Consider the following 25,823-nt stretch of genomic DNA (forward strand, 5'->3'; position numbering starts at 1 on the left):
TTTATCCTTTGACTTACATTCACTATTTATCTAAGACAATTGGCTTTATTCTAGATGTTTGAATTTGCTTCCCAATTCTTATTAGCAATTAAGATGCGTTCGCCCTGTTGTGGCTGCACAAAATGTAAAAATGCCTTCATCAAGAAATATTTTTTCTTGAATTACTTCTCTGTCATCGCCAACAACTGGAATATCACGACTCCAAAAGCTGACTTTCCCCATCTCTACTTGGACTGTTTTACCTGCATCTTTGATCGCAGATTCCACTAGTCCACCTACAGTTTCAATTGAGAATGGATTTTCATCAACTAGTCCCATATCCCATAAATAACGGGAGAAAATCCGCAGTCCATTACCGCTTTTTTCTGCCTCACTTCCGTCGGGGTTGAAAATGCGTAAGGCGAATTGTGCTTTTGTTGATGCTAAAGGCCCCAACAAAATACCATCAGATCCAATACCAAAATTTCGATGGCAAATTATTTTAATTTTTTCAGGCGTTAGGCTAAATTTTAAATCCTGAGGATTGATAACTAAATAATCGTTACCAAGAGCATGATATTTATAGAACTTCATTCGTTGAAGTAAATAATTAGGAGAAATAAATAAACCCAACTTGTAGTGAGTTGGGTTTATTTTAAGTTTTATGCTGTTACTTCTGTTTGCTTATCTTGAGTCTGCAAGGATGCGTATAAACGATTTAGGGCGTTAACGTAGGCTTGTGCAGAGGCGACGATGATATCGGTGTTGGCCGCATGACCGGAAAATACTCGTGATTCATACCGCAAACGAATTGTCACTTCCCCGATAGCATCTATCCCGGCTGTTACTGACTGCACGGAGAACTCAATTAATTGGTTGGGGACGTTGACCACGCGGTTAATCGCTTTATATACCGCGTCTACTGGCCCTGTACCAATGGCTGCGTCGGTGAGTTCTTCGCCGTCTGGGGTGCGGAGGGTAACTGTTGCTGTTGGACGTGCATTGCTACCGCAGGAAACTTGTACCAACTCTACGCGGAATAAATCGGGGGCTTGTTGGATTTCGTCGTTAACAATTGCTTCCAAATCCCAATCGGAGATTTCTTTCTTTTTATCGGCGACTTCTTTGAATTTGACGAAGGCTTTATTTAACTCAGTTTCTGATAGTTCAAAGCCTAATTCTTTCAAGCGGGTACGGAAAGCATTACGCCCAGAATGTTTGCCTAAAACTATTTGATTGTCTGTTAAGCCAATCAATTGGGCATCCATGATTTCGTAGGTGAGTTTGTTTTTCAAAACTCCATCTTGGTGAATTCCTGATTCATGGGCGAAGGCGTTAGCCCCAACGATCGCCTTATTGGGTTGTACTAACATTCCTGTTAAATTAGAAACCAAGCGTGAGGTTTTATATATTTGCTTGGTGTCAATATTGGTGAGTGGTTCTTCCGAATCTGGGTGTCTACCTAAGAAGGGATTAAAGTATTGTCTGCGGACGTGCATCGCCATTACCAATTCTTCTAAGGCGGCGTTTCCTGCTCTTTCACCAATACCATTGATGGTGCATTCTAGTTGTCTTGCACCATTTTTAACTGCTTCTAAGAAGTTGGCAACTGCCAAGCCTAAATCATTGTGTCCGTGAACAGAAATAATTGCTTGGTCGATGTTGGGGACATTTTCTTTAATGCCCTTAATTATTGCCCCAAATTCGCTTGGTGTGGTGTAACCAACGGTATCCGGAATGTTAATTGTTGTTGCACCGGCGGCGATCGCTCGCTCTAAAACTTGATACAAAAATTCTGGGTCTGAACGTCCAGCATCTTCTGGGGAAAATTCCACGTCATCGGTGAAACTTTTGGCATAAGCTACCATTTCTTCGGCGATCGCAATCACTTCTGGTCTGGTTTTTTTCAGCTTGTACTGGAGGTGAATATCAGAAGTAGCAATAAAGGTGTGAATTCTGCCTTTAGCTGCTGGTTTAATCGCTTCGGCTGCGGCTTTGATATCATCATGTCTAGCTCTTGCCAAACTGCAAATTACCGGGCCATTTTCTGTCCCTACAGTTTGGGCAATTTTATGGACTGCTTCAAAATCCCCAGGACTAGCAAAAGCAAAACCTGCCTCGATGATATCTACACCTAAACGGGCTAACTGTTTGGCGATCGCCAGCTTTTCATCTATATTCAGTGTTGCACCCGGACACTGCTCCCCATCACGCAGTGTTGTATCAAAAATGATGATTCTCTCTGGTTTAGTTGTCATTTTCGCTATTTGTTTAGTTGTACGTTTTGCTTAAAATATCTAGAACCTAAGTTTGTGTAGTTTTAATTTTGTAAATAATTACTAAGGATATTAACCTTCGGCTTTTTCTATACGGTCTCTAATATCATTTAAGTCTATATATCTATCCGTAGCATTACGTAATTCTCTGGCTATCATTCCTTCCGTCGATACTACTGTGATGTGTGTATTTTTTGAACGTAATAACTCAATTGCTCTTTCAAAATCACCATCACCACTAAATAGAACTACTCGGTCGTACTGGTCTACCGTATTAAACATATCAACGACAATTTCAATATCTAAATTAGCTTTTTGTGAGTAACGACCGGACGAATCATCGTAATATTCTTTGAGTATTTTAGTCCTAACTGTGTACCCTAAACTAATGAGAGCATCTCTAAAACCTCGTTGATCTTGGGGGTCTTTTAACCCAGTGTACCAAAATGCGTTAATTAATGTTGTTTCTGATTGCTCGTTTTTGAAGTATTCTAAAACCCGTCTTGGATCAAAAAACCACCCATTCTTTTGTTGAGCATAGAACATATTGTTTCCGTCTACAAAAATAGACAGACGATTCATTGGGGAACCCATAGAAAAATACACCTAATATATAGTAAAGAATTTAGAATGGACAATAGATTATAGCAATTCTCATTTGATAAATTGACTAATAGCTCTAGCGGAACTTTTCATGTATAGATTTTATCTTACCTCTTTCAATGACTAAAGTTAGGAACAATATAGGAATTCATCTGCTGGTTGTTGAACATTTTAACTCCCAACACTATGAGAAACACCCTGTAATCAAAATCTACCAATAAAATCGACACAGTAACAGGATGGTTTGCTATCCATCTATCAAGTTTACTTCTAAAGAGGTAAGGCATAGGTCTGAAGATAGGAGATTGGGGAAGTAACATATATCGGTCGTGCAATTAACAATAAAGGCGAGTGAAAAATACCAATTCTGTATAGGCGGTATAGGTAGCAGGTGAGAGGTCAATAGATTAGGGGTGAGAAGCTAGGGTCTAATATTGTTTACTCAACAGGGGCTAGGTTAACAGTATTTTTTTCAGTCAGCCATTTGCGGAGAAATCCTATGACTCAGCATGAAAAACTCTTTTATCTACACCCTATATCCTTTCACTTATTCCCTATTATTCAGACTTTACATACAACTAAAGGAGAAAAATCTCTGTTTTCTAGTGTTTAACCTTTAATCTTTAGCCCCTATTATCTTGACTGAGTGGAGATTGTTTAACATAAGTTTGGCGCAGAATAAAATTTATATTACAAATGTATAAGATTATCATTTAAGTTCTGATTTCAATGTGGTTGTAGTATAAATGAAACTAAATAAATAAAAAAATTGTACTTAAACCAATTATTAACACGATATGGCAGAAGAACCTACAGAAAAAATCAACAAAAAAAATGGGTCTACTGCCAATATAGCGTCAAATAAAACAACCAAAGCCACTTTAACAGCAGCAGCACGCCAGTCTCAGCGTCTAGTACGTTTAGGAAACATACTCACTGTTGCTTTCACAACGGGTGCAGCCTTGTTGACAACTTCTGGCTTAAGTTTAGTGCAGTTGCTGGAAAATCAAGCAATATCTGCATTTTTTCAAATCAGAGGACCACTTACCCCGCCAGAGGACATAGTGATCTTAGCAATTGATGATCAGTCCATATCAGTACCCGAACAATACTATAGAACAGATCCACAGAAATATGCCTACCTAGAACCACTGAGTAAGTTTCCATTTAAGCGTGTTGCCTATGCTCAGGTAGTGGAAAAATTGATGCAGGCTGGGGCTAAATCCGTCGCTTTGGATGTGGTTTTCGACCTTCCTGGAAGCTACGGAAATGAAGACGATCGCCAACTGCAAGCGGTATTACAAAAATATAGCAGCCAGGTGACATTAGCGGCACAATACGAAATTTCTCAATCCCACCAGGGATTCTTTACTCAATTGAGATTGCCCTATGAAAAATTTCGTCACGATGAAGCATCAATAGGTACAGTGAATTTTCCTGTAGAGGTGGATGGCAAAGTACATCGCTTAGGTAGTGAATTTGCAAAGATATTAGGCGGAGTGGATGCCCTCACAGATAAAATTCCATCCTTTGACCAAGCGGTGTTGGGAACAGCACAGGTAAAGTATCCTCGTTCAGCAGGAGAACGCATTTATTTTTGGGGGCCGGCTGGCACATTTGCCACGATTCCCTTTTGGCACGTCCTCGACCCGCAAAACTGGAATACTTATTTACAGCAAGGGCAAGTATTTCAAAACAAAATTGTGATTATTGGTGCAACTGCCCAGTTAGCAAATGATTATCATGCTGTAGCGGTTAGTAGCGCTTGGTTATCGTCTGAAAAAATGTCAGGAGTAGAAATTCACGCCAATGCGATCGCCACCTTGATGGAAGGGAAAGCGATCGCCCAAGCAATTCCAAGTCAATCTTTGCAAGCTTTGTTTGTGTTGGGATTAGTTGGTGGTACATCTTTCATCATTACCAGAAGCAAAAGCGGATTTAAGCGATTGATTTTAAGTTTGGCTGTCGCCGGTGGTTGGGGGAGTATTAGCTATATCAGCTTTGTTTATGCACAGTTACTATTTCCTACAGCTATACCAATGTTGGCGATCGCTTTTTGTGGCATATCTTATCTGGGAACAGAAGTAGCTAAAGAAAAAATCCGGACTCGCCAAATAGTTGATATTTTTCAGAAATATAAAACTTCTCCTGTTGTTCAGGAAATTATTAGCCAACAACAAGAACTGCAAGACTTATTACAGCAAAGAAATATAGCCGTATCGGGAAAAATCCTCAGTGGACGCTACAAAATTCTCAAAGTACTTGGTTACGGTGGATTTAGTGAAACATATATTGCCGAAGATACCCAGCGTCCAGGTAATCCGCAATGTGTAGTTAAGCAGCTAAAACCAGTTAACACCCAAGCAAAAGGATTGCAATTAGCTAGGCGCTTGTTTAATTTAGAAGCGCAAAGTTTAGAAAAATTGGGTTCACACCAGCAAATACCCCAACTTTTGGCTTATTTTGAACAGGAAGCAGAATTTTATCTAGTTCAAGAATATATTATTGGTCATCCTCTCAACCAAGAACTGCCGTCAGGTAGAAGTATTAGTGAAGCAGAGACGGTGGCAATTATTAGGGAAATACTGGAAATTTTAGTATTCGTGCATGAAAATGGGGTCATTCATCGAGATATTAAACCCAGCAATATTATTCGCAGAGACTCAGACCGCAAATTAGTGTTAATTGACTTTGGTGCAGTCAAAGAAATTTCCTTACCCCAAACAAACAATCAAGAGCCAGTCCCCTTTACTATTGGTATTGGTACTAAAGGTTACGCACCCAGCGAACAATGTTTTGGTCGTCCCCAATACAACAGTGATATCTATGCAGTCGGCATGATTGGCATTAAAGCCTTAACAGGTATCTCCCCCCACGACCTCCCAAAAGATGAGAATGAAGAAATAAAATGGAGCGATAAGGCACTCGTTAGCCAAGGCTTTGCCCAAATTTTGACCAACATGGTGCGGGAAGATTTTAAACAGCGTTATCAGTCTGCATCAGCAGTCCTAGCAGCACTTGATCAGTTAGCCAATACCCCAGATAAAAACTTTGGACAGCAAAATGACTCATCAATGAAGACCATGATATCCATAGATGAGTCAGATTTGCCGACTACACATTGGCCTTGAATTAATTGGGGATTGGAGATTTTAACTATACCAAGATTCTTCCTTGGCTTTATCGCTAAATAAACCCAACAATGGCCCCAGGAGTGCGCCGAAAATAAAGCCGCCAGCATGGGCCCAGTAGGCAATACCGCCACTTTCCATACCGATGTTAGTGCGTGCTTGTAAACCAGCAAGTCCGTAAAAGGATTGTTGCAGGAACCAAAAACCTAAAAAGAAGTATGCAGGAACACGGAAAGTTGGGAAGAAGAAACCTAAAGGGACTACACCGAGAATTTCGGCGTTGGGAAAACGCAGAATGTATGCACCCATCACACCAGCGATCGCCCCACTAGCACCTAAAGAAGGAATGCTAGAATCTTGGGAGAAGTACCATTGGCTTAAAGAGGCTAAAACACCACAAGCCAGATAAAACAGCAAATATCTGGCATGACCAAGTTTTTCTTCTACGTTGTTACCAAAAATCCACAAAAACAACATATTCCCCGCTAGGTGCAGAAAGCCACCGTGGAGAAATTGGGAGGTGATCAAAGTTGCCCACTCTGGTACAGGTTGATGCACAGAAACACCAGCAAAGCTTAAACTCAGTTCTCGCGGAACAACAGCCGCCAAATGTAAAAAGCCGTCCAATGCTTGGGGAGGAAGATTGGCTTCATACAAAAAAGCGAGGACATTGGCAGCAATTAGCCCATAAGTCACATAAGGCGTAATTGTTACAGGATTATTATCTCTAATGGGAACCACTGGCGTTTTTCCTGATTTTTAACTCACTAGACTCAGAGTAGTAAATTTTGCTAGTAGTTTCTTCTAGCCAGTGGATGAATAAGCTATTCTGCTTTTATATTACATAATCCATCGTGAGGGTTGTTGACCGTTGACTGTTGGCAGTTAACCGTTAGCAATCAAATCATGGTTATGTAATAAATTGACAATTATAGGAAACAGCTGCTTGACCACAATACTGGTGTTGTTCATCCAGCAGATTCCAGATGATACCGTCTTGCATATAAAAGCGTTTGCCAGTGCTGGTAATGCGTACACCAGAGTAGTAACTAAAACCTTGAGTTGCTGCTTCTGCTAACAGGCGATCGCGTTCTTGTTGTACCATCTCCTCAGCACTCTTGCGCGAAGGCATTTTCGTAAATTCATCCCAAGACAGTTCCCATAGTTCTAAAGCTTTGCGATTACCGTAGTTAAAAATTGGGTCTGGTTCCGTACCATGAGAAACTAAGACAAATGGTGCTTCAAATAATGCCAACGCTATTTCATCAGGTGATCCATGCACATCTAGTAATAAATTTCCTGTCCAATGCTGAAAACTTTTAATTAAGCGTTGACTGTGGCGAATAATTATGTATTGTTCCCCAGGATATTCTTTCAAACCAGACATAGATCAATATAAATTGAACACCAAGAACTCAGTATGACATAACAAGCTGTCTTTCCCCCCTCTCTGTGTCTGTGCGTGAATAATTTACTATCCCACTCAAATCAGCAGGATTACTTGAAAGTAGAATTAAACATAAATTAAACTGTGACGCATTTAAATCCTATATTTCGCACTCAGGTTGTCAAAAGTCCACAGTCCACAGTCCAAGCTAGCCTTTAACTCTGGACTCTTGACTATGGACAGCCCTGACGCAAGAGTATTTGATTTAGGTGCATATCACCTTATTCACTTGCAGTTTTTGATAGTTAAAATTACCATTTATAAATCATGTTATTTGCCAACTCTTTAGAAAATCAATTCCAGCAATGGAACGAAGTTATTAGTAAACAACCTAACAATCCTAATGCTTATGTCCGTCGGGGTATGGTGCAATTTCAGTTAGCGAAAATTGCAGAATCAATTGATGATTTTGACACAGCAGAAAAACTAGATAATCGAATTAAGCCTTACCTTTGGCAACGAGGGTTATCTTATTATTATGCAGATAGATTTGCTGAAGGCGCTCAACAATTTGAAATAGATTTAACAGTCAATTCCCAAGACGTGGAAGAAACAGTTTGGCGATATCTGTGCATGGTGCGTTTAGTCGGTGTAACAGAGGCGAGAAATAACTTATTAACCGTGAAAAATGACCCCAGACAATTATGCGTTCTGTCTATGATTTGTTTGCCGGAAATTGCACACCAAATGATGTATTCAATATTGGACAAGCAGAAGGTAATAAAGGTAAATTTTACAGCCATCTTTATTTGGGATTGTATTACGAGGCAGAAAATAATTTACCTTTAGCTCAAGAATATATAGTTAAGGCTGCTGAGAAATATAAACTTGATGACTATATGTGGCATTTGGCGCAAGTGCATAAAAAGCTGCGGGGTTGGATGTAGTTGCTGGATTATTCCCTGTAAAAATAAAAAGTACACCCACAAGGGGTTAGGATATTAGACCAGATTCTTTCAACAACTGACAACTGACACGCAAAGCAAAATAAAATTAAACTAGTAGAAAATAACCTTTTATTAGCAATTTCTAATTATTAGGAATGATATCGCTATAATCCTGAAATACAGGGCTATTACTAGGCTGATTTCGGGTGTTTTCTCATGAAGTTAGATTTAATCAGGTTTTTTCAGGCGTGCAACCCTAGCAAGACTTTGGCTGTCAGCAAACCGGAGGATAGACAATATTACATTGATTTCTCTAAAGTTCGGGGTAGCAAGATTATTGACGAATTAGGGCGAACTATCACCAGGCTTTCCCCAGATGAACCTACTTGTCAGTTGTTTACTGGTCATATTGGTTGTGGGAAATCAACGGAATTACTCCGCCTGAAATCAGAGTTAGAACAGCAGGGATTTCATGTAGTGTACTTTGAGTCTAGCCAAAGCCTGGATATGGCTGATGTAGACGTGACAGATATTTTATTAGCTATAGCCCGTGAGGTGAGTCAAAGTCTAGAGGCAATCAAGATTAACCTCAAACCTGGATACTTCCAAAATTTGTTTACAGAAATTGTCGGTTTTTTGCAAACACCGCTAGATATTGGCGTGGAAGCTGAGTTATCTGTGGGTATTGGCAAAATTACCGCTAAAACAAAAGATAGTCCCAAACTGCGATCGCAATTACGGCAATATCTAGAACCACGCACCAATGGTATTTTAGAGTCTATCAATAAAGAACTACTACAACCAGCGATCGCTAAACTCAAGCTGCAAGGTAAAAAAGGATTAGTCGTCATCATCGACAATCTTGACCGCATCGATAACTCATTGAAGCCTACAGGTCAAATCCAGCCTGAATATTTATTTGTAGAACGCGGCGAACAGTTAAACCAACTCAGCTGCCATGTTGTCTACACAATTCCTTTAGTTTTAATATTCTCCAATGCTTTAGGTAGATTAACAAATCGCTTTGGTATTGACCCCAAAGTCCTGCCAATGGTACCTGTAAAACTTCAGAATGGTCATAAATTTGCCCAGGGAATTAACCTACTGCAACAGATGGTCATGGCTAGGGCGTTTCCTGGGGTGAGTTGGGAACAAAACCAAACATTAATTACAGAGGTTTTTGACAGCCCTGAGACCTTAGATAGACTGTGCTTAGTTAGTGGTGGTCATTTGCGTAATTTGCTGATGATATTATTTCGCTGTCTTCAACAAGAAGACCCGCCCATTTCGCGGGAATGTCTAGACAGGGTAATTAAACAACGCTGTAATGAACTTTCTTTGGCTATTACCCCTGATGAGTGGGAAGTTCTTTACCAAGTAGCGCAAGATAAAAGCCTGAGGGGTCATGAAAAATATGAACTTTTGCTTCCCAGTATGTTTGTATTTGAATACCGGGATGAGGACGGTTCTTGGTTTGATATTAATCCGATTTTGGCAGAAGCCAAAGACTTTAAATTATAAGATGTTGTCTTGTTTATAAGATGAATAATCTACCTAATTCCCATAACTTAACCCCTGAGAATGAGCAGTCGTTACAAACTTTGGTAAGGGCAATTACTTTTTCTCAGGGAGAATTCTCCTTAATATTATTGCGTTGTAATTACGCGGCTTTGCGTAAACGCATTACCCAACAACTACACCTAATTTCTCCAATCAAAATACATGAAATCACTTTACCAGAAACAGTAAAAACACTCTACACCAATATCAATGAACAATTAAGCGATGAACAACCACCCGCATTGATTGTCTTTGGCTTAGAGTCAGCTAAAGACATTGATACTGTGCTGACTGCGGCTAACCGAGTCAGAGAAGAGTTTAGAAAAAACTTTCCCTTCCCCATACTTATCTGGGTTAATGACCAAGTTCTCCAAAAGTTTATTAGATTAGCCACTGATTTAGAAAATTGGGCAACTATTATTGCATTTGAAAGTAGTACTAATGAATTAATTAGTTTTATTCAGAAAAAAACTGACGAAGTTTTTATAGGTGATTTAATTCCCAATCCACAAATTTGTTGGGAATTAAATCGAGGAATCCAAGATTTACAAAACCGAGGTAGAGAATTAAATCAAATCATCCAGGCTAACTTGGAGTTTGTCCGGGGTTTACATGATTATTTATACGATAATACAGACTCTGCTTTGGCTCATTATCAAGATAGTTTAGATTTTTGGCAAAAAAATCATAATTTGAAACGGCAAGGAATATTACTATTTAACATCGGTTTGACTTATGTGAGACAGGCGCAGAAGAATCAGATAGATAATCAGGACTGTTACCAAAAAGCTAGGAAATATCTTCAGCGATGTATTGCAATTTTAGAAAAAGGACACTTTGATAATTTAATCGCTAAGTATATTAATACCTTAGGAGAAGTGTTAAGAAACTTAAATGCTTGGCCAGATTTATATAACCTAGCACATAAATCCTTGAAACTACATAAAAATTATGGGCAGTCTTTAAAAATAGCCCAATCTTATGGGTTTTTAGCTGAAGTTTCTTTAGAAAGTTTTCAATGGTATGAAGCTAAAAAACTTGCTCAAAAAGCATTACAAAGACTGAAGAATATTTCAAATCAAAAAGTCCCTGAACGGAGTTTATATCTATTTATTTTAGCTCGTTCTCAAAAAGAATTAAATGAGAATATCGATGCTATTAGTAATTTATTGACAGCTAAAAATGAAACCTGTGCTTACTATAATCCCAGGCTTTATATTAACATTTTAGAGATGTTAAGTAACGTCTACTTTGAACAAAGTCAATATTTAGCAGCTTTTCAAATTAAACAAGAACAACTACAAATTGAACAGCAGTATGGTTTCCGTGCTTTTGTTGGTGCATCTTATCTTAATCCTCAGCTTCAGGCGATTAATCCCGCCCAATTACAAGTATATAGAAAGGGAACAATTGCTCAAGAAATAGTTGCTTCTGGTAGAGAAAAGGATGTTCAACGTTTGCGAGAAAGGATTAGTAGTACTGAACATAAATTGACTGTTATTCATGGTCAATCAGGGGTGGGTAAAAGTTCTATTTTACAAGCTGGTTTAATACCCGCTTTGCAGGAAAAGCCAATTGCTGAACGTGATGCTTTACCTATATTGTTAAGAGTGTATACAGATTGGGTGGGGACATTAGGACAAAACTTAGCTCAAGCTGTTGAAGAAGTTAGAGGCTATAAGTTATCTCATAATCTTAATTCAGCCGTAGCCATTAGAGAGCAATTACAGAAAAATTCTGAGCGCCATCTGTTAACAGTGTTAATTTTTGACCAGTTTGAGGAATTTTTCTTCGTTTATACCGATAAAGCTAGCAGAAAAGCCTTTTACGAATTTTTACGTTTTTGTTTGGATATACCTTTTGTCAAGATTGTACTTTCGTTGCGGGAAGATTATTTACATTACTTACTAGAGTTAGAACGATTATTTAATTTGGGGTCAATTAATAATAATATTTTAGATAAAAATATTCGCTATTATTTGGGTAATTTTACCCCAGCAGATGCCAAAGCTATTATTCAAAACCTGACAGAGAAAACACACTTTTACCTAGAACCTAAACTCATAGATAAGCTAGTTGAAGATTTATCATGCCAGTTTGGGGAAGTGCGCCCCATTGAATTACAGATTGTGGGGGCGCAAATGCAAACAGAAAAAATTAATACTCTGGCAAAGTATTGTCAGTTCGGTACTAAAGAAAAATTAGTAGAAAGGTTTTTAGAAACGGTTATTAGAAATTGTGGTTCTGAAAATGAACAAATGGCGCGCCTAGTACTATATTTACTCACAGATGAAAACGGTACTCGTCCTCTGAAAACTCGGACTGATTTGGCCTCAGATTTAAAACCAGAGGTAAAAACATTAGATTTAATCTTAGAAATTTTTGTGAAATCTGGATTAGTGTTACTTTTACCAGAAGTACCAGCAGATCGCTATCAATTAGTACATGATTATTTAGTTCCGTTCATTCGTCAACAGCAGGGAAATGAGTTGTTGGCAGAACTCGAACAAGAACGGGAACAAAGAAAACAGATTGAACAAGAGCTAGAGCGGGTAGAAACCATACTAACTCAAGTCAACGCAGAATTAGAAAAACAACAAATTGTCCTCAGAGAAGTACAAGCAGGAACAACCTTAGAGCAGGAAGGAGTCAGCGCTTTACGTCAGTTCGATTTTGCACAATTAGACTCCCTTGTGTCAGCAATGCGGAGTGGAAAAGCTTTGCAAGCTTTAGTCAAAGATGGTCGCGCTCTGGCAAAGTACCCAGCAACTAGTCCATTACTAGCTTTGCAGACGATTCTAGACAATATCCAAGAGCGTAATCAGTTCCAAGGACATCAAGGCTGGGTGAGGAGCGTCAGTTTTAGTCCTGATGGTGAGTATATCCTTACGGCTTCTGATGACTGTACCGCCAGATTATGGAATCTCCAAGGCAAGCAATTAATCTCATTACAAGGGCATGAAGATACAATCTGGAGTGCCAATTTCAGCCCTGATGGCAAATACATGGCGACTGCTTCCTCTGACCGGACAGCCAGGTTATGGAACTTTAGGGGTCAACAATTAGCTAAAATCCAAGGGCATCAGGGCTATGTGCGGAGTGTGAGTTTCAGCCCTGATGGTAAGTACATCGCCACTAGTTCTGATGACCGCACAGCTAGGTTATGGAATTTTAGCGGTCAGCAGCTAGCGCAGTTTTCCGGACATCAGGGAACCGTCTGGTGTGTTAGTTTTAGCCCTGATGGTAAACACATCGCCACTGCTGCTGATGACCGAATAGTCCGGTTATGGAACCTCAAGGGTAAATTGCTTGTCCGCTTCCCAGGGCATCAAGATTGTGTTTGGGATGTAAGTTTTAGCCCCGATGGTCAGTACATTGCTACCGCCTCCTCTGACGGTACAGCCCGATTATGGAACTTAGCAGGGGAACAGATAAGCCGATTTCGCGGCCATCAAGATGTGGTTTGGAGTGTGCGTTTTAGCCCCAATGGTAAATATATCGCCACCGCTTCCTCTGACCGTACCGCTAGGGTTTGGAATCTCAATGGCCAGCAACTAGACCAATTCCCAGGACATCAGGACTACGTGCGAAGTGTGAGTTTTAGCCCTGATGGTAAATATATTGCAACTGCATCTTCTGACCGCACAGTCCGATTGTGGCACCTAAACAAGCAGCAATTCGCCCCATTTAAAGGACATCAGAGTACAGTGAGGAGCATAGATTTTAGCCCTGATGGGCAACAGGTTGTTACGGCTTCTGATGACCGGACGGTACGTTTGTGGAGTATTCAAGGTGAGGAGATTTTACAGTTCCTTGGACATCGAGGAAAAGTTTGGAGTGTGAGTTTTAGCCCCGATGGTAAATACATTGCTACTACTTCCTCTGACCGGACGGTACGATTATGGGGTGTTACAGGGCAAATGCTTCAGCAATTTCCAGGGCATCAAGGTACAGTTTGGAGTGTGAATTTTAGCCCTGATGGCCAGCATATCGCTACTGCTGCTTCTGACTTGACGGCTAGATTATGGAGTCTTGATGGTCAGGAGTTGATGCGATTTAAAGGGCATGATAAATGGGTGCGATATGTGAGTTTTAGTTGCAATAGAGAGTATATTGCGACTGCGGCTGATGATTGTACAGCTAGATTGTGGAATCTCCAGGGACAACAGGTGGGGCAATTCTTGGGGCATCAAAGTACAGTTTGGAGTGTGAATTTTAGCCCTGATTGTCAATATCTTGTGACTGCTTCGGAAGACCATACAGCCAAGTTGTGGACTCTGGATGGGCAAATACTCACCGAATTTAGAGGACATCAAGCCCCCCTGAAAAGTGCAGTTTTTAGTCATAATGGGCAGTATATCGCCACTAGTTCCGACGATCGCACAGTGAGGTTATGGAATCTTAACGGACAGCAACTAGCGCAATTCAAAGGGCATAAAGGTGCAGTCAGAAGTATTAGTATTAGTCCTAATGATCAGTATATTGCTACGGCCTCAGACGATCGCACTGTGAGATTATGGCCCATAGAAAATTTAGACCAACTACTGGCGCGTGGTTGCAATTGGCTACAAGATTATCTAGAGAATAACACTCATGTCACAGAGAGCGATCGCCGTCTCTGCGATATATTAAAGTCTTGATTGGGGCGCGATCGCTCTATGGGAAAATAATATAGGCGATCGCTGTGGCAATTAACTATACTTCTACAGGGTTTTTGATTTTTTGGTGCTGTGCGGTGGCGATTAACCATTTACCACCAGAGGGTGCTAAGGTGACACCGCGCCGGGTGGGTTTGACGGGATAGTTATCAACTAATGCTAAATCTACATTTGCTAAGACCGTCGCCAAAATTAATTTCATCTCATACAAGGCAAAGGCCATACCGACACAGCGACGGTTACTGCCACCAAATGGTAGATACTCATATAATGAATACTGCTTTTCTAAAAACCGTTCTGGTTTAAACTCCTGCGGTTGGGGATATAAATCTGGTCGGCGGTGCATTAAATAAATGCAGCCTACAAGCATTGTTCCTGGTGCAAATTGATGACCACCAATTTCTAAATTTGTCTTGGTAATACGCGGAATGGTCACCATCACAATGGGATAAATGCGTAGTGTCTCCTGACAGACAGCCGTTAAATAAGGTAAACGAGTGATTTCATTTACGTCGCCATTGTCACCAAAATTATCTAACTCAGCCAGAAGTTTCTCTCGCACTTGCGGTAATTTGTGAATCCAGTATAAAGCCCATGTCAAAGCTGAGGCGGTTGTTTCATGACCTGCGACTAACAACGTCATCAATTCATCACGCAATTCAACATCAGTCATGGCTTCGCCATTTTCATCCCGCGCCGCCATCATCAAGGACAGGATATCAGTCCGGGATGGGTCTGGATGATCTCTGCGGTCTTGAATTTCGGCGTAAAGTAGTTGGTCAATTGCAGCTCTTTGACGCAAGAAGTAACCCCAAGGACTCCAGCTACCTAAGTCTATCTGCAATGCAGGCAAGAAGGATAGGGTAGAACGTAAGGCAGAACCGCTTAAATCTAGGATGTCACAGAGGCGTTTTTGCAGTTGGGTGTAACGTTCTCCCTCACGTAAACCAAAAACAGCTTGTAAAATTACCCGCAAGGTAATTTCCTGCATGGAGTCGCGCACTGAGAAGGGTTTGCCTAATTGCCAATTACTGATGACTTCTTTGGTGATGTTAGTAATGATATCGCCGTAAGCCCTCATGCGATCGCCATGAAAAGGCGGTGTTAACAACTTGCGCTGGCGTTGGTGAGTTTCTCCAGACAGCAGCAATAAAGAATTTTCCCCTACTAAAGGTTGTAAAATTTGGGCTGTTCCTCTAGCGTCTAATTGTTCTAATGGAGTAGTAAAAAGTTCTTGAATTGCTTGTGGGTTACTCAAAAATACTAATGGTCGTTTGTTTGTCAGCCATAGTGTAAAACAATCCCCGTGAGCTTTGGCAGATGCTTCCATTAGTTGCAATGGCTGATAAATCCACCGCACTAGCTGCATAAATTTTGGTATTTTTGGACTATCTGGAAGTTCCATAACAAATGCTCCTTTTGGCACTATCCTAACTCAGCTAGCAGAAGTATAAATAAAGATAAATTATCTTAATAATATCTATCTGTAGATCATTTATACAAATAGGCGATCGCTTCTAGAATAGCCTAGCTATCCAGATTTTTTATACATAACTTATATGGTGGATATTTACATTATTGACCTATTTGTAATTGGTCTACTGTTACTGATAGTTACATTAGGTTCTGGTTGGATTGCGCGTTTACCTCTGTCTTTTGCTTTGATATATCTCTTAGTAGGCATCATCCTTGGGCCTTATGGCTTTGGGTTGATACAATTACGGCGAGATGATGTATTTAATGCAGATTTATTAGAAAGAATTACAGAATTTGTCGTTATCGTTTCCGTTTTTAGTTGTGGGTTAAAAATCATTCATCCCCGTAGACGTAGAGTTTGGAATATTACTGCACGCCTCATTGGTTTCTTAATGCCCATTTCTATTTTCGCTATAGCAATTGTAGCTAAATTGTTTTTAGGCATGAATTGGGGCGAAGCAATTCTATTAGGAGCTATTCTTGCACCTACTGACCCAGTTTTAGCATCAGAAGTTCAACTAACAGATATTAATGATAAAGATGAGCTACGCTTTGGTTTAACTTCCGAAGGTGGCTTAAATGATGCCTTAGCATTTCCTTTTGTCTATTTTGGACTTTTTGCTATTAAAGATAACAACTGGAACACCTGGTTTAAGCAGTGGGTAGCTATTGATTTAATTTGGGCGATCGCTGCTGGATTAATTATGGGTTTTGTTGTTGCTAAAGCTATTGTGTGGATTGACCAAAAAATCCAGAAGCGTCGTTCTGCTGATGCCTTGATGGAAGACTTTATTGCTCTCAGTGCAATTTTGTTAACTTATTCTCTAACAGAAGTTGTCAACGGTTATGGATTTTTAGCAGTATTTATTGCAGGATTAGTTTTCCAAGATACTTATAGAAATCCAGAAAAACCACTTGCACAATTAGAATTTATTGAACGCTTAGAAAAACTTTTAGAAGTTGGCACAATATTATTATTAGGTTCCATATTACTATGGCAACCAATAGTTAATTATAGCTATCAGTCTTTAATAGTAATTATTTTCCTGTTTTTAATTATTCGACCTATTGGAGCCTGGATTAGCACTATTGGTAAACGCCCTTTAGCATCCCATCGCCGCCGCCTCCATCCTGGAACTCGCTGGTTATTTGGCTGGTTTGGTATTCGTGGTGTTGGTTCCTTATATTATCTTGCCTATGCCTTTGGTCATGGTTTAAAGGATACAGTTGGCGAAGAAATAGCTTGGATAACTTACACTACGATTGTAGTTTCTGTCGTTATACATGGCATATCTGCTACGCCATTAATGAGTTGGTACGAACGTAATATTGCTAATGAGAAAAAAACTTCTTTACCTGAAACTTTAAATTAAATATGTTATCGTTTTTGACCGAACTAGTATGAGTGGTTAAAGAGGGGGTAGAGGAGCAGAGAAAAAATTCTGACTCAATACCCAGCACTCATGACTCAACTCTCAGCTTTGAGAATCTCGTCATCTACAGAGAAATCGATTTCTGATTTATCACGTCCACTTGCTACATAATCGTTTTCATAAGCATCAGCTAACCCAGAAATTAAATCATATTGGGGTTGCCAATTTAATTCTGTCTGTGCTTTGTTGACTGAAGCAAAGAAATGTTGCACTCGCATGGGGAAGGCTTTGCGTTTGCCAAAATCAAATTTCTTCGGGTCGTAATGGACAATTTTAAGATCATCGGCTGATTTTCCCAAGGCTTGGGCGCAAGCACGAGCTAAACCATCAAACGTGACATAGCGATCGCCGGAAATATTATATACTTGCCCAATCGCCTGTTTGTTACCAATCACTTGCGACATTGCCGTTGCTAAATCCTTGACATGACCTAGCTGAGTGATATGTAACCCGTTACCTGGAATTGGCAGGGGGCGATCGCGTACAATTCGATCAAAGAACCAGCTTTCTAAATCATTGTAGTTACGTGGGCCGTAAATGTAGGTGGGACGAATCGAGGTAAAGGGTAATCCTGTTTGCTGCAAATAAGCTTCCGTTTCATGCTTACCCTTGTGACGACTTTTGGGGTCTACCTTATCCCCTTCTATGTGCGGTAGCTGGTCGGATTTGAGATAAACCCCCGCAGAACTCATATAAACAAAATGCTGCACTCTATCTTGGAAAATTTCCGCCAGTGGTTGAGTATCCGTTAATTCCCGGCCGTTATTGTCAAAAACAACATCAAAATTTTCTGCTGATAATTTTTCTTTGAGCTGCATGGCATCCGTGCGATCGCCTATAATTTGTCCTACTCCCTGTAAAGCTGGTAACGGTCGATTACCACGATTGAAAAGTACTACCTCATGTCCTTGTTCAACCAGGATTTGCGTCAAATAGACACCAATGAACCTAGTACCACCCATTATTAAAATTCGCATAAATTACCCATTGCTATGTTTTTGAGGGAATGGTGACTGGTGACTGGTGACTGGGAAAAGACATAAGAATCAATAAAGAAAATATTATTCCCTGACTCAATCCCTAGTACCCAATCCCCAATCTCCAATCCCTGATTTGAGGTTATCAGGTTGCTGTATCCTTCTGGAACCTCCCCTCAGAGAAGTACGTCTGTATTTTTTATCTGAAGCGCTTTCCATTTCTTGCTTGCAAAAGGAAATTTGCCTGAAAAAGTCATAACTTTTGCATCAGCTTGCCAGAGAGTAATTTTTTCCGTGGCTTCAAGGTTGGAGGGGTTTAATTTGCTTCTGGCTTACTCCCTCTTTATGCCTCCTGCCTCCTTTAATTTCTACACCTTAAAGTTAGTTAACTGTGCCATTGAAATATGCTCTTGTTCATGAGTGGCTGACACCAAAAGCCACCGGCGGTTCAGAACTCGTTGTCAAAGAAATTCTGCATCATATCGATGCCGATTTATACGCCCTCATCGACTTTGAGTCTAACAATCCTGAAAGTTATTTATACCAACGTCAGATTGGCAAGACCTTCCTCCAGCACTTTCCCTTGGCCCGTAATGGTATCCAAAAGTATCTACCATTTTTACCCCTGGCAATCGAACAATTGGACTTGCGCCAGTATGACGTAATCTTGTCCTCATCTCATGCTGTCGCCAAAGGCGTATTAACCACGGCTGACCAGTTACATATTTGTTATTGCCATAGTCCCATGCGCTACGCCTGGGACTTAACCTTTGATTATTTGCGTTCCAGTCAAATGGGGAATGGTGTTGCGGGATGGGTGACTCGATACTTATTACATCGTTTACGCCAGTGGGATGTGTTAAGCGCCAATCGAGTCGATTACTTCATTGCCAATTCCCATTACACAGCTAGGCGTATATGGCGCTGCTATCGGCGAGAAGCCAAAGTTATTTATCCCCCGGTAAATGTGGCAGAATTTCCGTTTTCACCCCACAAAGAGGATTTTTATCTCACAGTTTGCCGATTAGTGAGTTATAAACAGGTATCCCTAATTGTGAGAGCGTTTAACCAATTGCAACGGCCATTAGTCATCATTGGTACAGGTTCTGAAATGAAACAGATTCGCCAGCTAGCTAATTCTAATATCCAAATATTAGGGTGGCAACCTGATGATGTAGTCAAAAAGTATATGGCCAAAGCCAAGGCTTTTGTCTATGCTGCCTGCGAAGATTTTGGTATAGCTTTAGTGGAAGCACAAGCTTGTGGTACTCCCGTAATTGCCTATGGTATCGGAGGTGCCACGGAAACAGTTAGGGATGTACGATCTTATAAAGATACAGGAACAGGTATATTTTTTAAAATGCAAACTCAAGCAGCTTTGGTGGAGGCAGTAGAAAAATTTGAAATGTATCAAGATGCTCTTGACCCTGAGTATATGCGATCGCACGCTGCCGAGTTTTCCCCGCAAAACTTTGCCAAGCACTATCTAGATTTTTTAGACCAGTGCCATCAACAAAAGCCTAATTTAGCAGGTTAGGCAGAATTTTTTGTAATTCTTTTGTATGCTTTTGGCAATTTAACCCCAGAAGCACATCCTTTTGGCTTTAAGATTGGGACTATGTGTGGTGTGGATTATTAAGGAGTATGATGACTGCCCAGAGTTCACTCCTCTCCGGCAAACGACGCTTACGGCAAGATGCTAGCTCGTCTATGCGTTCTACAGTCAAGCGTGGTCAAAAAACAAAGACACCTAAAATCAAACCCAAAGGTTTGTCTTTGCAAGGTATCAACGGAGAGTTTGCGAAAAGACTTTTCGATATTGTGTTTTCTTTATTGGTGTTGATCCTCTTCTCACCAGTCTATTTAATCCTGGCTTTGCTGATTGCTCTAAGCTCAGAAGGCCCAATTTTTTATGTCCAAGAAAGAATCGGCCAAAACTACAAACCGTTTAATTGTATTAAATTCCGGACAATGGTCAGCAACGCTGACGAAGTACTCATGCAAATGATGGAAACATCGCCACAATTGCGACAGGAATTTGAAAGTAGTTTTAAACTCAAAAAAGACCCCAGAATTACTAAAATTGGTCAATTTTTACGAATTACCAGTCTGGATGAATTTCCCCAATTCTGGAATGTTTTAAAAGGGGATATGAGTGTTGTTGGCCCGCGCCCTTTAGTAGCAGAAGAATTACCAAAATATGGTGATCATATCGAACAAGTGCTAACAATTCGACCAGGAATTACTGGATTATGGCAAGTTTCAGGAAGGAATGACATTCCCTATCCCCGAAGAGTTCAAATCGACTTGCACTATGTCAAGTCTAGAACTCTCTGGTTGGACTTATGGATTATATTGAAAACAATTGATGTAGTAATCATGCCCAAAAATAACGGAGCATACTGACAAAAAGCATTTTTTTGCTAGGGGGCATTATTTCCCCCTTCACACAAATAATATTATGTTCGTCTGGACAATATATTTTTGGTAGTTGGTAATCAGAAATTGGTATTAGAAAAAATTCACCTATTACCTATTAGCTATTACCAATTACCGACCATTAGACTATTATTTATTATCTAACTGTGTGAACTAAATCCTCTGACTTATTCTAATCTAGCTATAATCTATATCCATTAATAGTCAGTATTTGATTAATTCCAACTTAATAAAAGTGACATTTGTGTAAAGTTTTGGCCAAGAAAAATCTTTGTAAAATCGCTGAAAGAAAGGGTAAAGTGCCTTAAAAAACTTAGCTTGTGAGTCTTAAAGCTCAGTTGCCAGAAAAAATTGCTCTTTATTAAGTATATTTATTTACGATACAATCCGGGTACTCTTTAAAACGCGTAAGTTTACCGTTAGGCAATTGAGTTATTACCTGCTAGGTTTTATCAATTGACCTGCGAAAATTTCATCACCGAGAACAAGGAATAAACAAAGCATGAACCAACACAAGCGAGCATTAATAACGGGGATTACTGGTCAAGATGGTTCATACCTGAGCGAATTTCTCATAGAACAAGGTTATGAAGTTCATGGTATTATTCGCCGGACTTCCACATTCAATACAGACCGCATCGATCACATTTATGAAGATCCCCACCAAGAAGGAGCGCGGTTATTTCTTCACTACGGTGACTTAACCGATGGTACAACGCTACGCCGAATTCTTGAAGAAGTTCAACCAACAGAAATATATAACTTAGGCGCTCAATCTCATGTGCGAGTAAGCTTTGATTCGCCAGAATATACAGTAGATGCCGTAGGTATGGGAACACTACGGTTATTAGAAGCAATCCGTGACTACCAGCACCGCACAGGTATTCAAGTGCGATTTTATCAAGCAGGTTCTTCGGAAATGTACGGTTTAGTACAAGCCGTACCCCAAAGTGAAACTACACCATTTTATCCCCGTAGCCCCTACGCTTGTGCCAAAGTTTATGCCCACTGGCAAACAGTAAATTACCGAGAATCTTACGGTTTATTTGCTTGTAATGGCATACTTTTTAACCATGAATCACCCCGTCGCGGTGAAACTTTTGTCACCCGCAAAATTACAAGAGCTGTCGCCCAGATTGTAGCCGGCAATCAGAAAAACATCTATATGGGTAATCTTGATGCTAAAAGAGATTGGGGTTACGCCAAAGATTATGTCCGCGCAATGTGGCTGATGTTACAGCAAGAGCAACCAGATGATTATGTAATTGCTACAGGAGAAACCCACTCAGTACGCGAATTTCTAGAGTTAGCGTTTGGCTATGTAAATCTTAACTGGCAAGATTATGTAGAGTTTGATGAGCGTTATCTGCGTCCAGCAGAAGTAGATTTATTAATTGGTGACCCTGCCAAAGCACAACAAAAATTGGGATGGAAGCCTTCGGTCACCTTTAAAGAATTGGTAGCACTAATGGTAGAAGCCGACCTGCAAGCTTTAGGTCAGACTTCGCCCAATGGTAATACTTCAATCCTACCGCAGGATATTGCTACTATTCGCCAACAACTGGGTGTACTCCACTTCTGATTAATTCTTGCCAAGGATGAAAGTATGACCGCCTTAGAACTAAAAAATAAACGGATTCTTGTCACTGGTGGGGCAGGGTTTCTAGGTCGTCAGGTAATAGATCAGCTGTGTCAAGCTGGGGCTGATACGGCGAAAATTAGTGTACCGCGATCGCGTGACTTGGATTTACGTGTTTGGGAAAATTGCCAACGCGCAGTAGATCAACAAGATATTATTATCCACTTAGCTGCTCATGTGGGTGGTATTGGACTCAACCGGGAAAAACCCGCAGAGTTGTTCTACGATAACTTGATTATGGGTACTCAATTAATCCATGCTGCCCATCAAGCTGGAGTAGAAAAATTTGTGTGTGTGGGTACAATCTGTGCCTATCCCAAATTTACCCCAGTACCATTTAAAGAAGACGACCTGTGGAACGGTTACCCAGAAGAAACTAACGCCCCATACGGAGTTGCTAAAAAAGCTCTTTTAGTTCAATTGCAATCTTACCGTCAGCAGTATGGCTTTAATGGCGTTTACTTGCTGCCGGTAAATTTATATGGGCCGGAAGATAACTTTGACCCCGGTAGTTCTCACGTCATCCCAGCATTAATTCGCAAAGTCTATGAAGCCCAAGTTAGGGGTGATAAAGAACTTCCAGTTTGGGGGGATGGTAGCCCTACCCGCGAGTTTCTTTATTCTGAAGATGCAGCGCGGGGTATTGTGATGGGAACTCAATTCTACAATGACTCCGAACCAGTCAATTTGGGTACTGGTTACGAAATCTCCATCCGCGATTTAGTTACACTCATTTGCGAATTGATGGAGTTTAAAGGTGAAATTGTTTGGGAAACCGATAAACCCAACGGTCAACCCCGGCGTTGTTTGGATACCGAACGAGCAAAGCAAGCTTTTAATTTCACGGCCCAAGTAGACTTTAAACAGGGATTGAAAAATACCATTGATTGGTATCGGCAAAACGCTGCTTAGTTAACACTCCCACACTTTCCAGGTGTGGGATTCTTCTTTAAGAGAGCTAACTGTATAGCTGTTGACGGTTGACTGTTGACAGACTTAAAGGCCTTTTATTGTCAGGCTTTTATCTTAGCTTGATGTCCAAAGCTATCTAGATATAGCTATACATTCAATTTGTGAATGTACATTATTTACTTTACTTATATTGTTAAAGCCAGCAGTCGGATTTGAACCGACGACCTTCCGATTACAAGTCGGATGCACTACCACTGTGCTATGCTGGCAACTTAGTAATTGCTTTAACGCACTCACCGATTTTTAATTATATCACAGGTAATTTATTTGTCTACCCCTAAAGCAACTTAATTTGGCTTGGTGGATACAAGGGAATTGGGAGGAGGAAGAGAAGCCCTCCTTGTGGATTTACCTACCGAAAAACACGGAAATTTGAGACTACGCATCAACTCCTTACTGGTAGGTGAGGGGGTTATTTTTGTTCAAGCTAACTGTATTTTTTTTGCTTGACTGGGTCAAGGAATAGAGATTTATAATTATTCTTTAACAGATCACAAGCATGGCAGCATTGTTAGGACGAGATTTGTTAAGTCTGGCAGACTTGACTCCTACAGAACTTCAGGAACTTCTGCAATTGGCGACCCAATTGAAATCACAACAGTTGAAGTTGCGGTGTAATAAGGTATTGGGTTTGTTATTTTCTAAGGCTTCAACTCGGACACGAGTCAGTTTTACCGTGGCGATGTACCAACTGGGTGGACAAGTAATTGATCTTAACCCTAATGTTACTCAGGTTAGTCGGGGAGAACCAGTACAAGATACTGCACGAGTATTAGAGCGATATTTGGATGTTTTGGCAATTCGCACTTTTGAACAGCAGGAGTTAGCAACTTTTGCTGAATATGCGAAAATTCCTGTGATTAATGCACTGACAGATTTAGAACATCCTTGCCAGATATTAGCGGATTTATTAACTGCACAAGAATGTTTTGACTCAATTTCTGGGCTAACTTTGACCTATGTTGGTGATGGTAATAATGTCGCTAATTCTTTGATGCTTGGCTGCGCTTTGGCAGGGATGAATGTGAGAATTGCCACACCTAGTGGATATGAACCAAATCCGCAAGTTGTCGCACAAGCACAAGCAATAGCTGATGGGAAAACGGAAATCCTGCTAACCAATGACCCAGAATTAGCAACCAAAGGTGCATCGGTACTTTACACTGATGTTTGGGCGAGTATGGGGCAAGAAGCAGAAGCAGACGATCGCTTTCCTATTTTCCAACCTTATCAAATTTCTGAGCAGTTATTAAGTCTGGCTGAACCAAATGCAATTGTTTTACATTGCTTACCAGCCCATCGTGGTGAAGAAATTACCGAAGAAGTAATCGAAGGTTCTCAATCACGAGTTTGGCAACAAGCCGAAAATCGATTGCACGTTCAAAAAGCTTTGCTTGCTAGTATCTTGGGGGCAGAGTGAAAAGTTAAAGGTCGAAAATAAAAAGGCAAAAGAACAGTAACTTATCTTTCTTTTGCCTTTTAAATTTTTATTTTTATCTTGTTATTAGAGATATTTTGTAGTACTAATGTTCTAGGGACATTTATATTTACCTCCCTATTATTTTATGGAACGCCTAACAGAAGCGCAACAAGAACTTTATGAATGGCTGGCAGAATATATCCGTATTCACCAACATTCACCTTCAATTCGCCAAATGATGCAGGCGATGAATTTAAAATCCCCTGCACCTATTCAAAGTCGTTTAGAACATTTACGTACTAAAGGATATATTGAATGGACTGAAGGTAAAGCCCGGACTATTCGAGTTTTACAACCTATTAAGCAAGGTGTACCGGTTTTGGGAGCGATCGCCGCAGGTGGTTTAATAGAACCATTCACTGATGCTGTCGAGCATATCGACTTTTCTAATTTCGTTTTACCTGCACAAACTTATGCTTTGCGGGTAACTGGTGACAGCATGATTGAAGATTTAATTACTGATGGGGATTTGGTATTCTTGCGTCCAGTTCCCGAACCAGATCAATTAAAAAATGGTACTATCGTCGCGGCCAGAGTGGATGGTTATGGTAATACATTAAAACGTTTTTACCGAAGTGGCGATCGCATCACTCTTAAACCAGCTAATCCCAAATACAACCCAATTGAAGTTGCGGCCATACAGGTAGAGGTGCAAGGTTCTCTTGTCGGTGTTTGGCGCGGTTATGCGTGAATGACTGGGGACTGGGGGGAGATGGGGAAGAATTTCACCTACTGGCGTGTCTAATCTAAAATAGTGCATTAGATTAGAAAAAATTAAACGCGGATGAACGCGGATAAACGCGGATAAAACTGATTTCTATTGCAACATTTTAGCCTTGACACGCCACTACCTTGCTTCCCTCATC

16 protein-coding genes, 1 tRNA gene and 2 pseudogenes are annotated in these 25,823 nt (G+C 40.4%); 11 read left to right on the forward strand and 8 right to left on the reverse strand.

The features are described from left to right. Window positions 1-93: 93 nt before the first annotated feature. From dapF to H6G14_RS05290, 3 genes and pseudogenes are all read right to left on the reverse strand, one after another. A pseudogene (gene dapF / locus H6G14_RS05280) lies at window positions 94-573 on the reverse strand (diaminopimelate epimerase); the annotation flags it as partial. 68 nt (window positions 574-641) lie between these two features. Then, window positions 642-2,237 (reverse strand): 2-isopropylmalate synthase, encoded by a 1,596-nt coding sequence (locus H6G14_RS05285; RefSeq protein WP_011318900.1) that lies wholly within the window; start codon window positions 2,235-2,237, stop codon window positions 642-644. 90 nt (window positions 2,238-2,327) lie between these two features. Continuing rightward, entirely contained in the window at window positions 2,328-2,849 is a 522-nt protein-coding gene (locus H6G14_RS05290; protein ID WP_011318899.1) for a LabA-like NYN domain-containing protein, read from the reverse strand. An 806-nt stretch (window positions 2,850-3,655) separates the two neighbouring features. On the opposite strand from H6G14_RS05290, the gene H6G14_RS05295 reads away from it, so the two are divergent. Next, window positions 3,656-5,989, forward strand: a complete 2,334-nt coding sequence (locus H6G14_RS05295; RefSeq protein WP_190566076.1) for a CHASE2 domain-containing serine/threonine-protein kinase — start codon at window positions 3,656-3,658, stop codon at window positions 5,987-5,989. 21 nt (window positions 5,990-6,010) lie between these two features. Here H6G14_RS05295 and H6G14_RS05300 read toward each other — a convergent pair whose 3' ends face one another. Further along, entirely contained in the window at window positions 6,011-6,730 is a 720-nt protein-coding gene (locus tag H6G14_RS05300) for a rhomboid family intramembrane serine protease (protein WP_190566077.1), read from the reverse strand. A 169-nt stretch (window positions 6,731-6,899) separates the two neighbouring features. Continuing rightward, a complete protein-coding gene (locus H6G14_RS05305; RefSeq protein WP_190566078.1) occupies window positions 6,900-7,376 on the reverse strand; it encodes an MEKHLA domain-containing protein in 477 nt (158 codons plus the stop codon). 327 nt (window positions 7,377-7,703) lie between these two features. Here H6G14_RS05305 and H6G14_RS05310 point away from each other — a divergent pair. The 3 genes and pseudogenes from H6G14_RS05310 to H6G14_RS05320 all read left to right on the forward strand — a co-directional run bounded on the left by H6G14_RS05310 (window position 7,704) and on the right by H6G14_RS05320 (window position 14,523). Continuing rightward, window positions 7,704-8,323 (forward strand): annotated as a pseudogene (locus tag H6G14_RS05310) (tetratricopeptide repeat protein). Window positions 8,324-8,539: 216 nt separating this feature from the next. Next, window positions 8,540-9,844, forward strand: coding sequence for a P-loop NTPase fold protein (locus H6G14_RS05315; RefSeq protein WP_190566079.1), 1,305 nt, complete (start codon window positions 8,540-8,542; stop codon window positions 9,842-9,844). A 20-nt stretch (window positions 9,845-9,864) separates the two neighbouring features. Continuing rightward, on the forward strand, window positions 9,865-14,523 hold the full coding sequence (locus H6G14_RS05320) for a WD40 domain-containing protein (RefSeq protein WP_190566080.1): 4,659 nt from the start codon (window positions 9,865-9,867) through the stop codon (window positions 14,521-14,523). A gap of 55 nt (window positions 14,524-14,578) precedes the next feature. Here the strand turns inward: H6G14_RS05320 and H6G14_RS05325 are convergent, their stop codons facing one another. Then, window positions 14,579-15,946 carry a cytochrome P450 gene (locus H6G14_RS05325; protein ID WP_190566081.1) on the reverse strand — a complete coding sequence of 456 codons (1,368 nt, stop codon included), beginning with the start codon at window positions 15,944-15,946 and terminating at the stop codon, window positions 14,579-14,581. Between the two features lie 154 nt (window positions 15,947-16,100). Between H6G14_RS05325 and H6G14_RS05330 the strand changes: the two genes are divergently transcribed. Then, window positions 16,101-17,390 (forward strand): cation:proton antiporter, encoded by a 1,290-nt coding sequence (locus tag H6G14_RS05330; RefSeq protein ID WP_190566082.1) that lies wholly within the window; start codon window positions 16,101-16,103, stop codon window positions 17,388-17,390. 95 nt (window positions 17,391-17,485) lie between these two features. On the opposite strand, the gene H6G14_RS05335 is transcribed toward H6G14_RS05330, so the two are convergent. Beyond that, window positions 17,486-18,427: an NAD-dependent epimerase/dehydratase family protein gene (locus tag H6G14_RS05335; protein WP_190566083.1), complete on the reverse strand. Its 942-nt coding sequence runs from the start codon at window positions 18,425-18,427 to the stop codon at window positions 17,486-17,488. Window positions 18,428-18,818: 391 nt separating this feature from the next. Here H6G14_RS05335 and H6G14_RS05340 point away from each other — a divergent pair, with 391 nt between their 5' ends. The 4 genes from H6G14_RS05340 (at window position 18,819) to H6G14_RS05355 (ending at window position 23,417) form a co-directional block, all read left to right on the forward strand. Next, complete coding sequence (locus tag H6G14_RS05340; RefSeq protein WP_190566084.1) at window positions 18,819-19,964, forward strand: glycosyltransferase; 1,146 nt, start codon at window positions 18,819-18,821, stop codon at window positions 19,962-19,964. Between the two features lie 110 nt (window positions 19,965-20,074). Further along, complete coding sequence (locus H6G14_RS05345) at window positions 20,075-20,833, forward strand: undecaprenyl-phosphate galactose phosphotransferase family protein (protein ID WP_190566238.1); 759 nt, start codon at window positions 20,075-20,077, stop codon at window positions 20,831-20,833. Window positions 20,834-21,368: 535 nt separating this feature from the next. Then, window positions 21,369-22,448: a GDP-mannose 4,6-dehydratase gene (gmd, locus tag H6G14_RS05350; protein WP_190566085.1), complete on the forward strand. Its 1,080-nt coding sequence runs from the start codon at window positions 21,369-21,371 to the stop codon at window positions 22,446-22,448. A 24-nt stretch (window positions 22,449-22,472) separates the two neighbouring features. Beyond that, window positions 22,473-23,417: a GDP-L-fucose synthase family protein gene (locus tag H6G14_RS05355; RefSeq protein WP_190566086.1), complete on the forward strand. Its 945-nt coding sequence runs from the start codon at window positions 22,473-22,475 to the stop codon at window positions 23,415-23,417. A gap of 197 nt (window positions 23,418-23,614) precedes the next feature. Here the strand turns inward: H6G14_RS05355 and H6G14_RS05360 are convergent. Further along, window positions 23,615-23,686, reverse strand: a tRNA-Thr gene (locus tag H6G14_RS05360). Between the two features lie 290 nt (window positions 23,687-23,976). On the opposite strand from H6G14_RS05360, the gene argF reads away from it, so the two are divergent. Together argF and lexA are read left to right on the forward strand one after the other, a co-directional pair. Further along, complete coding sequence (gene argF / locus H6G14_RS05365) at window positions 23,977-24,897, forward strand: ornithine carbamoyltransferase (protein WP_190566087.1); 921 nt, start codon at window positions 23,977-23,979, stop codon at window positions 24,895-24,897. 145 nt (window positions 24,898-25,042) lie between these two features. Further along, window positions 25,043-25,648, forward strand: coding sequence for a transcriptional repressor LexA (gene lexA, locus H6G14_RS05370; RefSeq protein ID WP_190566088.1), 606 nt, complete (start codon window positions 25,043-25,045; stop codon window positions 25,646-25,648). Window positions 25,649-25,823: the final 175 nt, after the last annotated feature.

It is taken from the genome of Nostoc parmelioides FACHB-3921 (assembly GCF_014696625.1).
GTDB classification, from domain to species: Bacteria; Cyanobacteriota; Cyanobacteriia; order Cyanobacteriales; family Nostocaceae; genus Trichormus; species Trichormus parmelioides.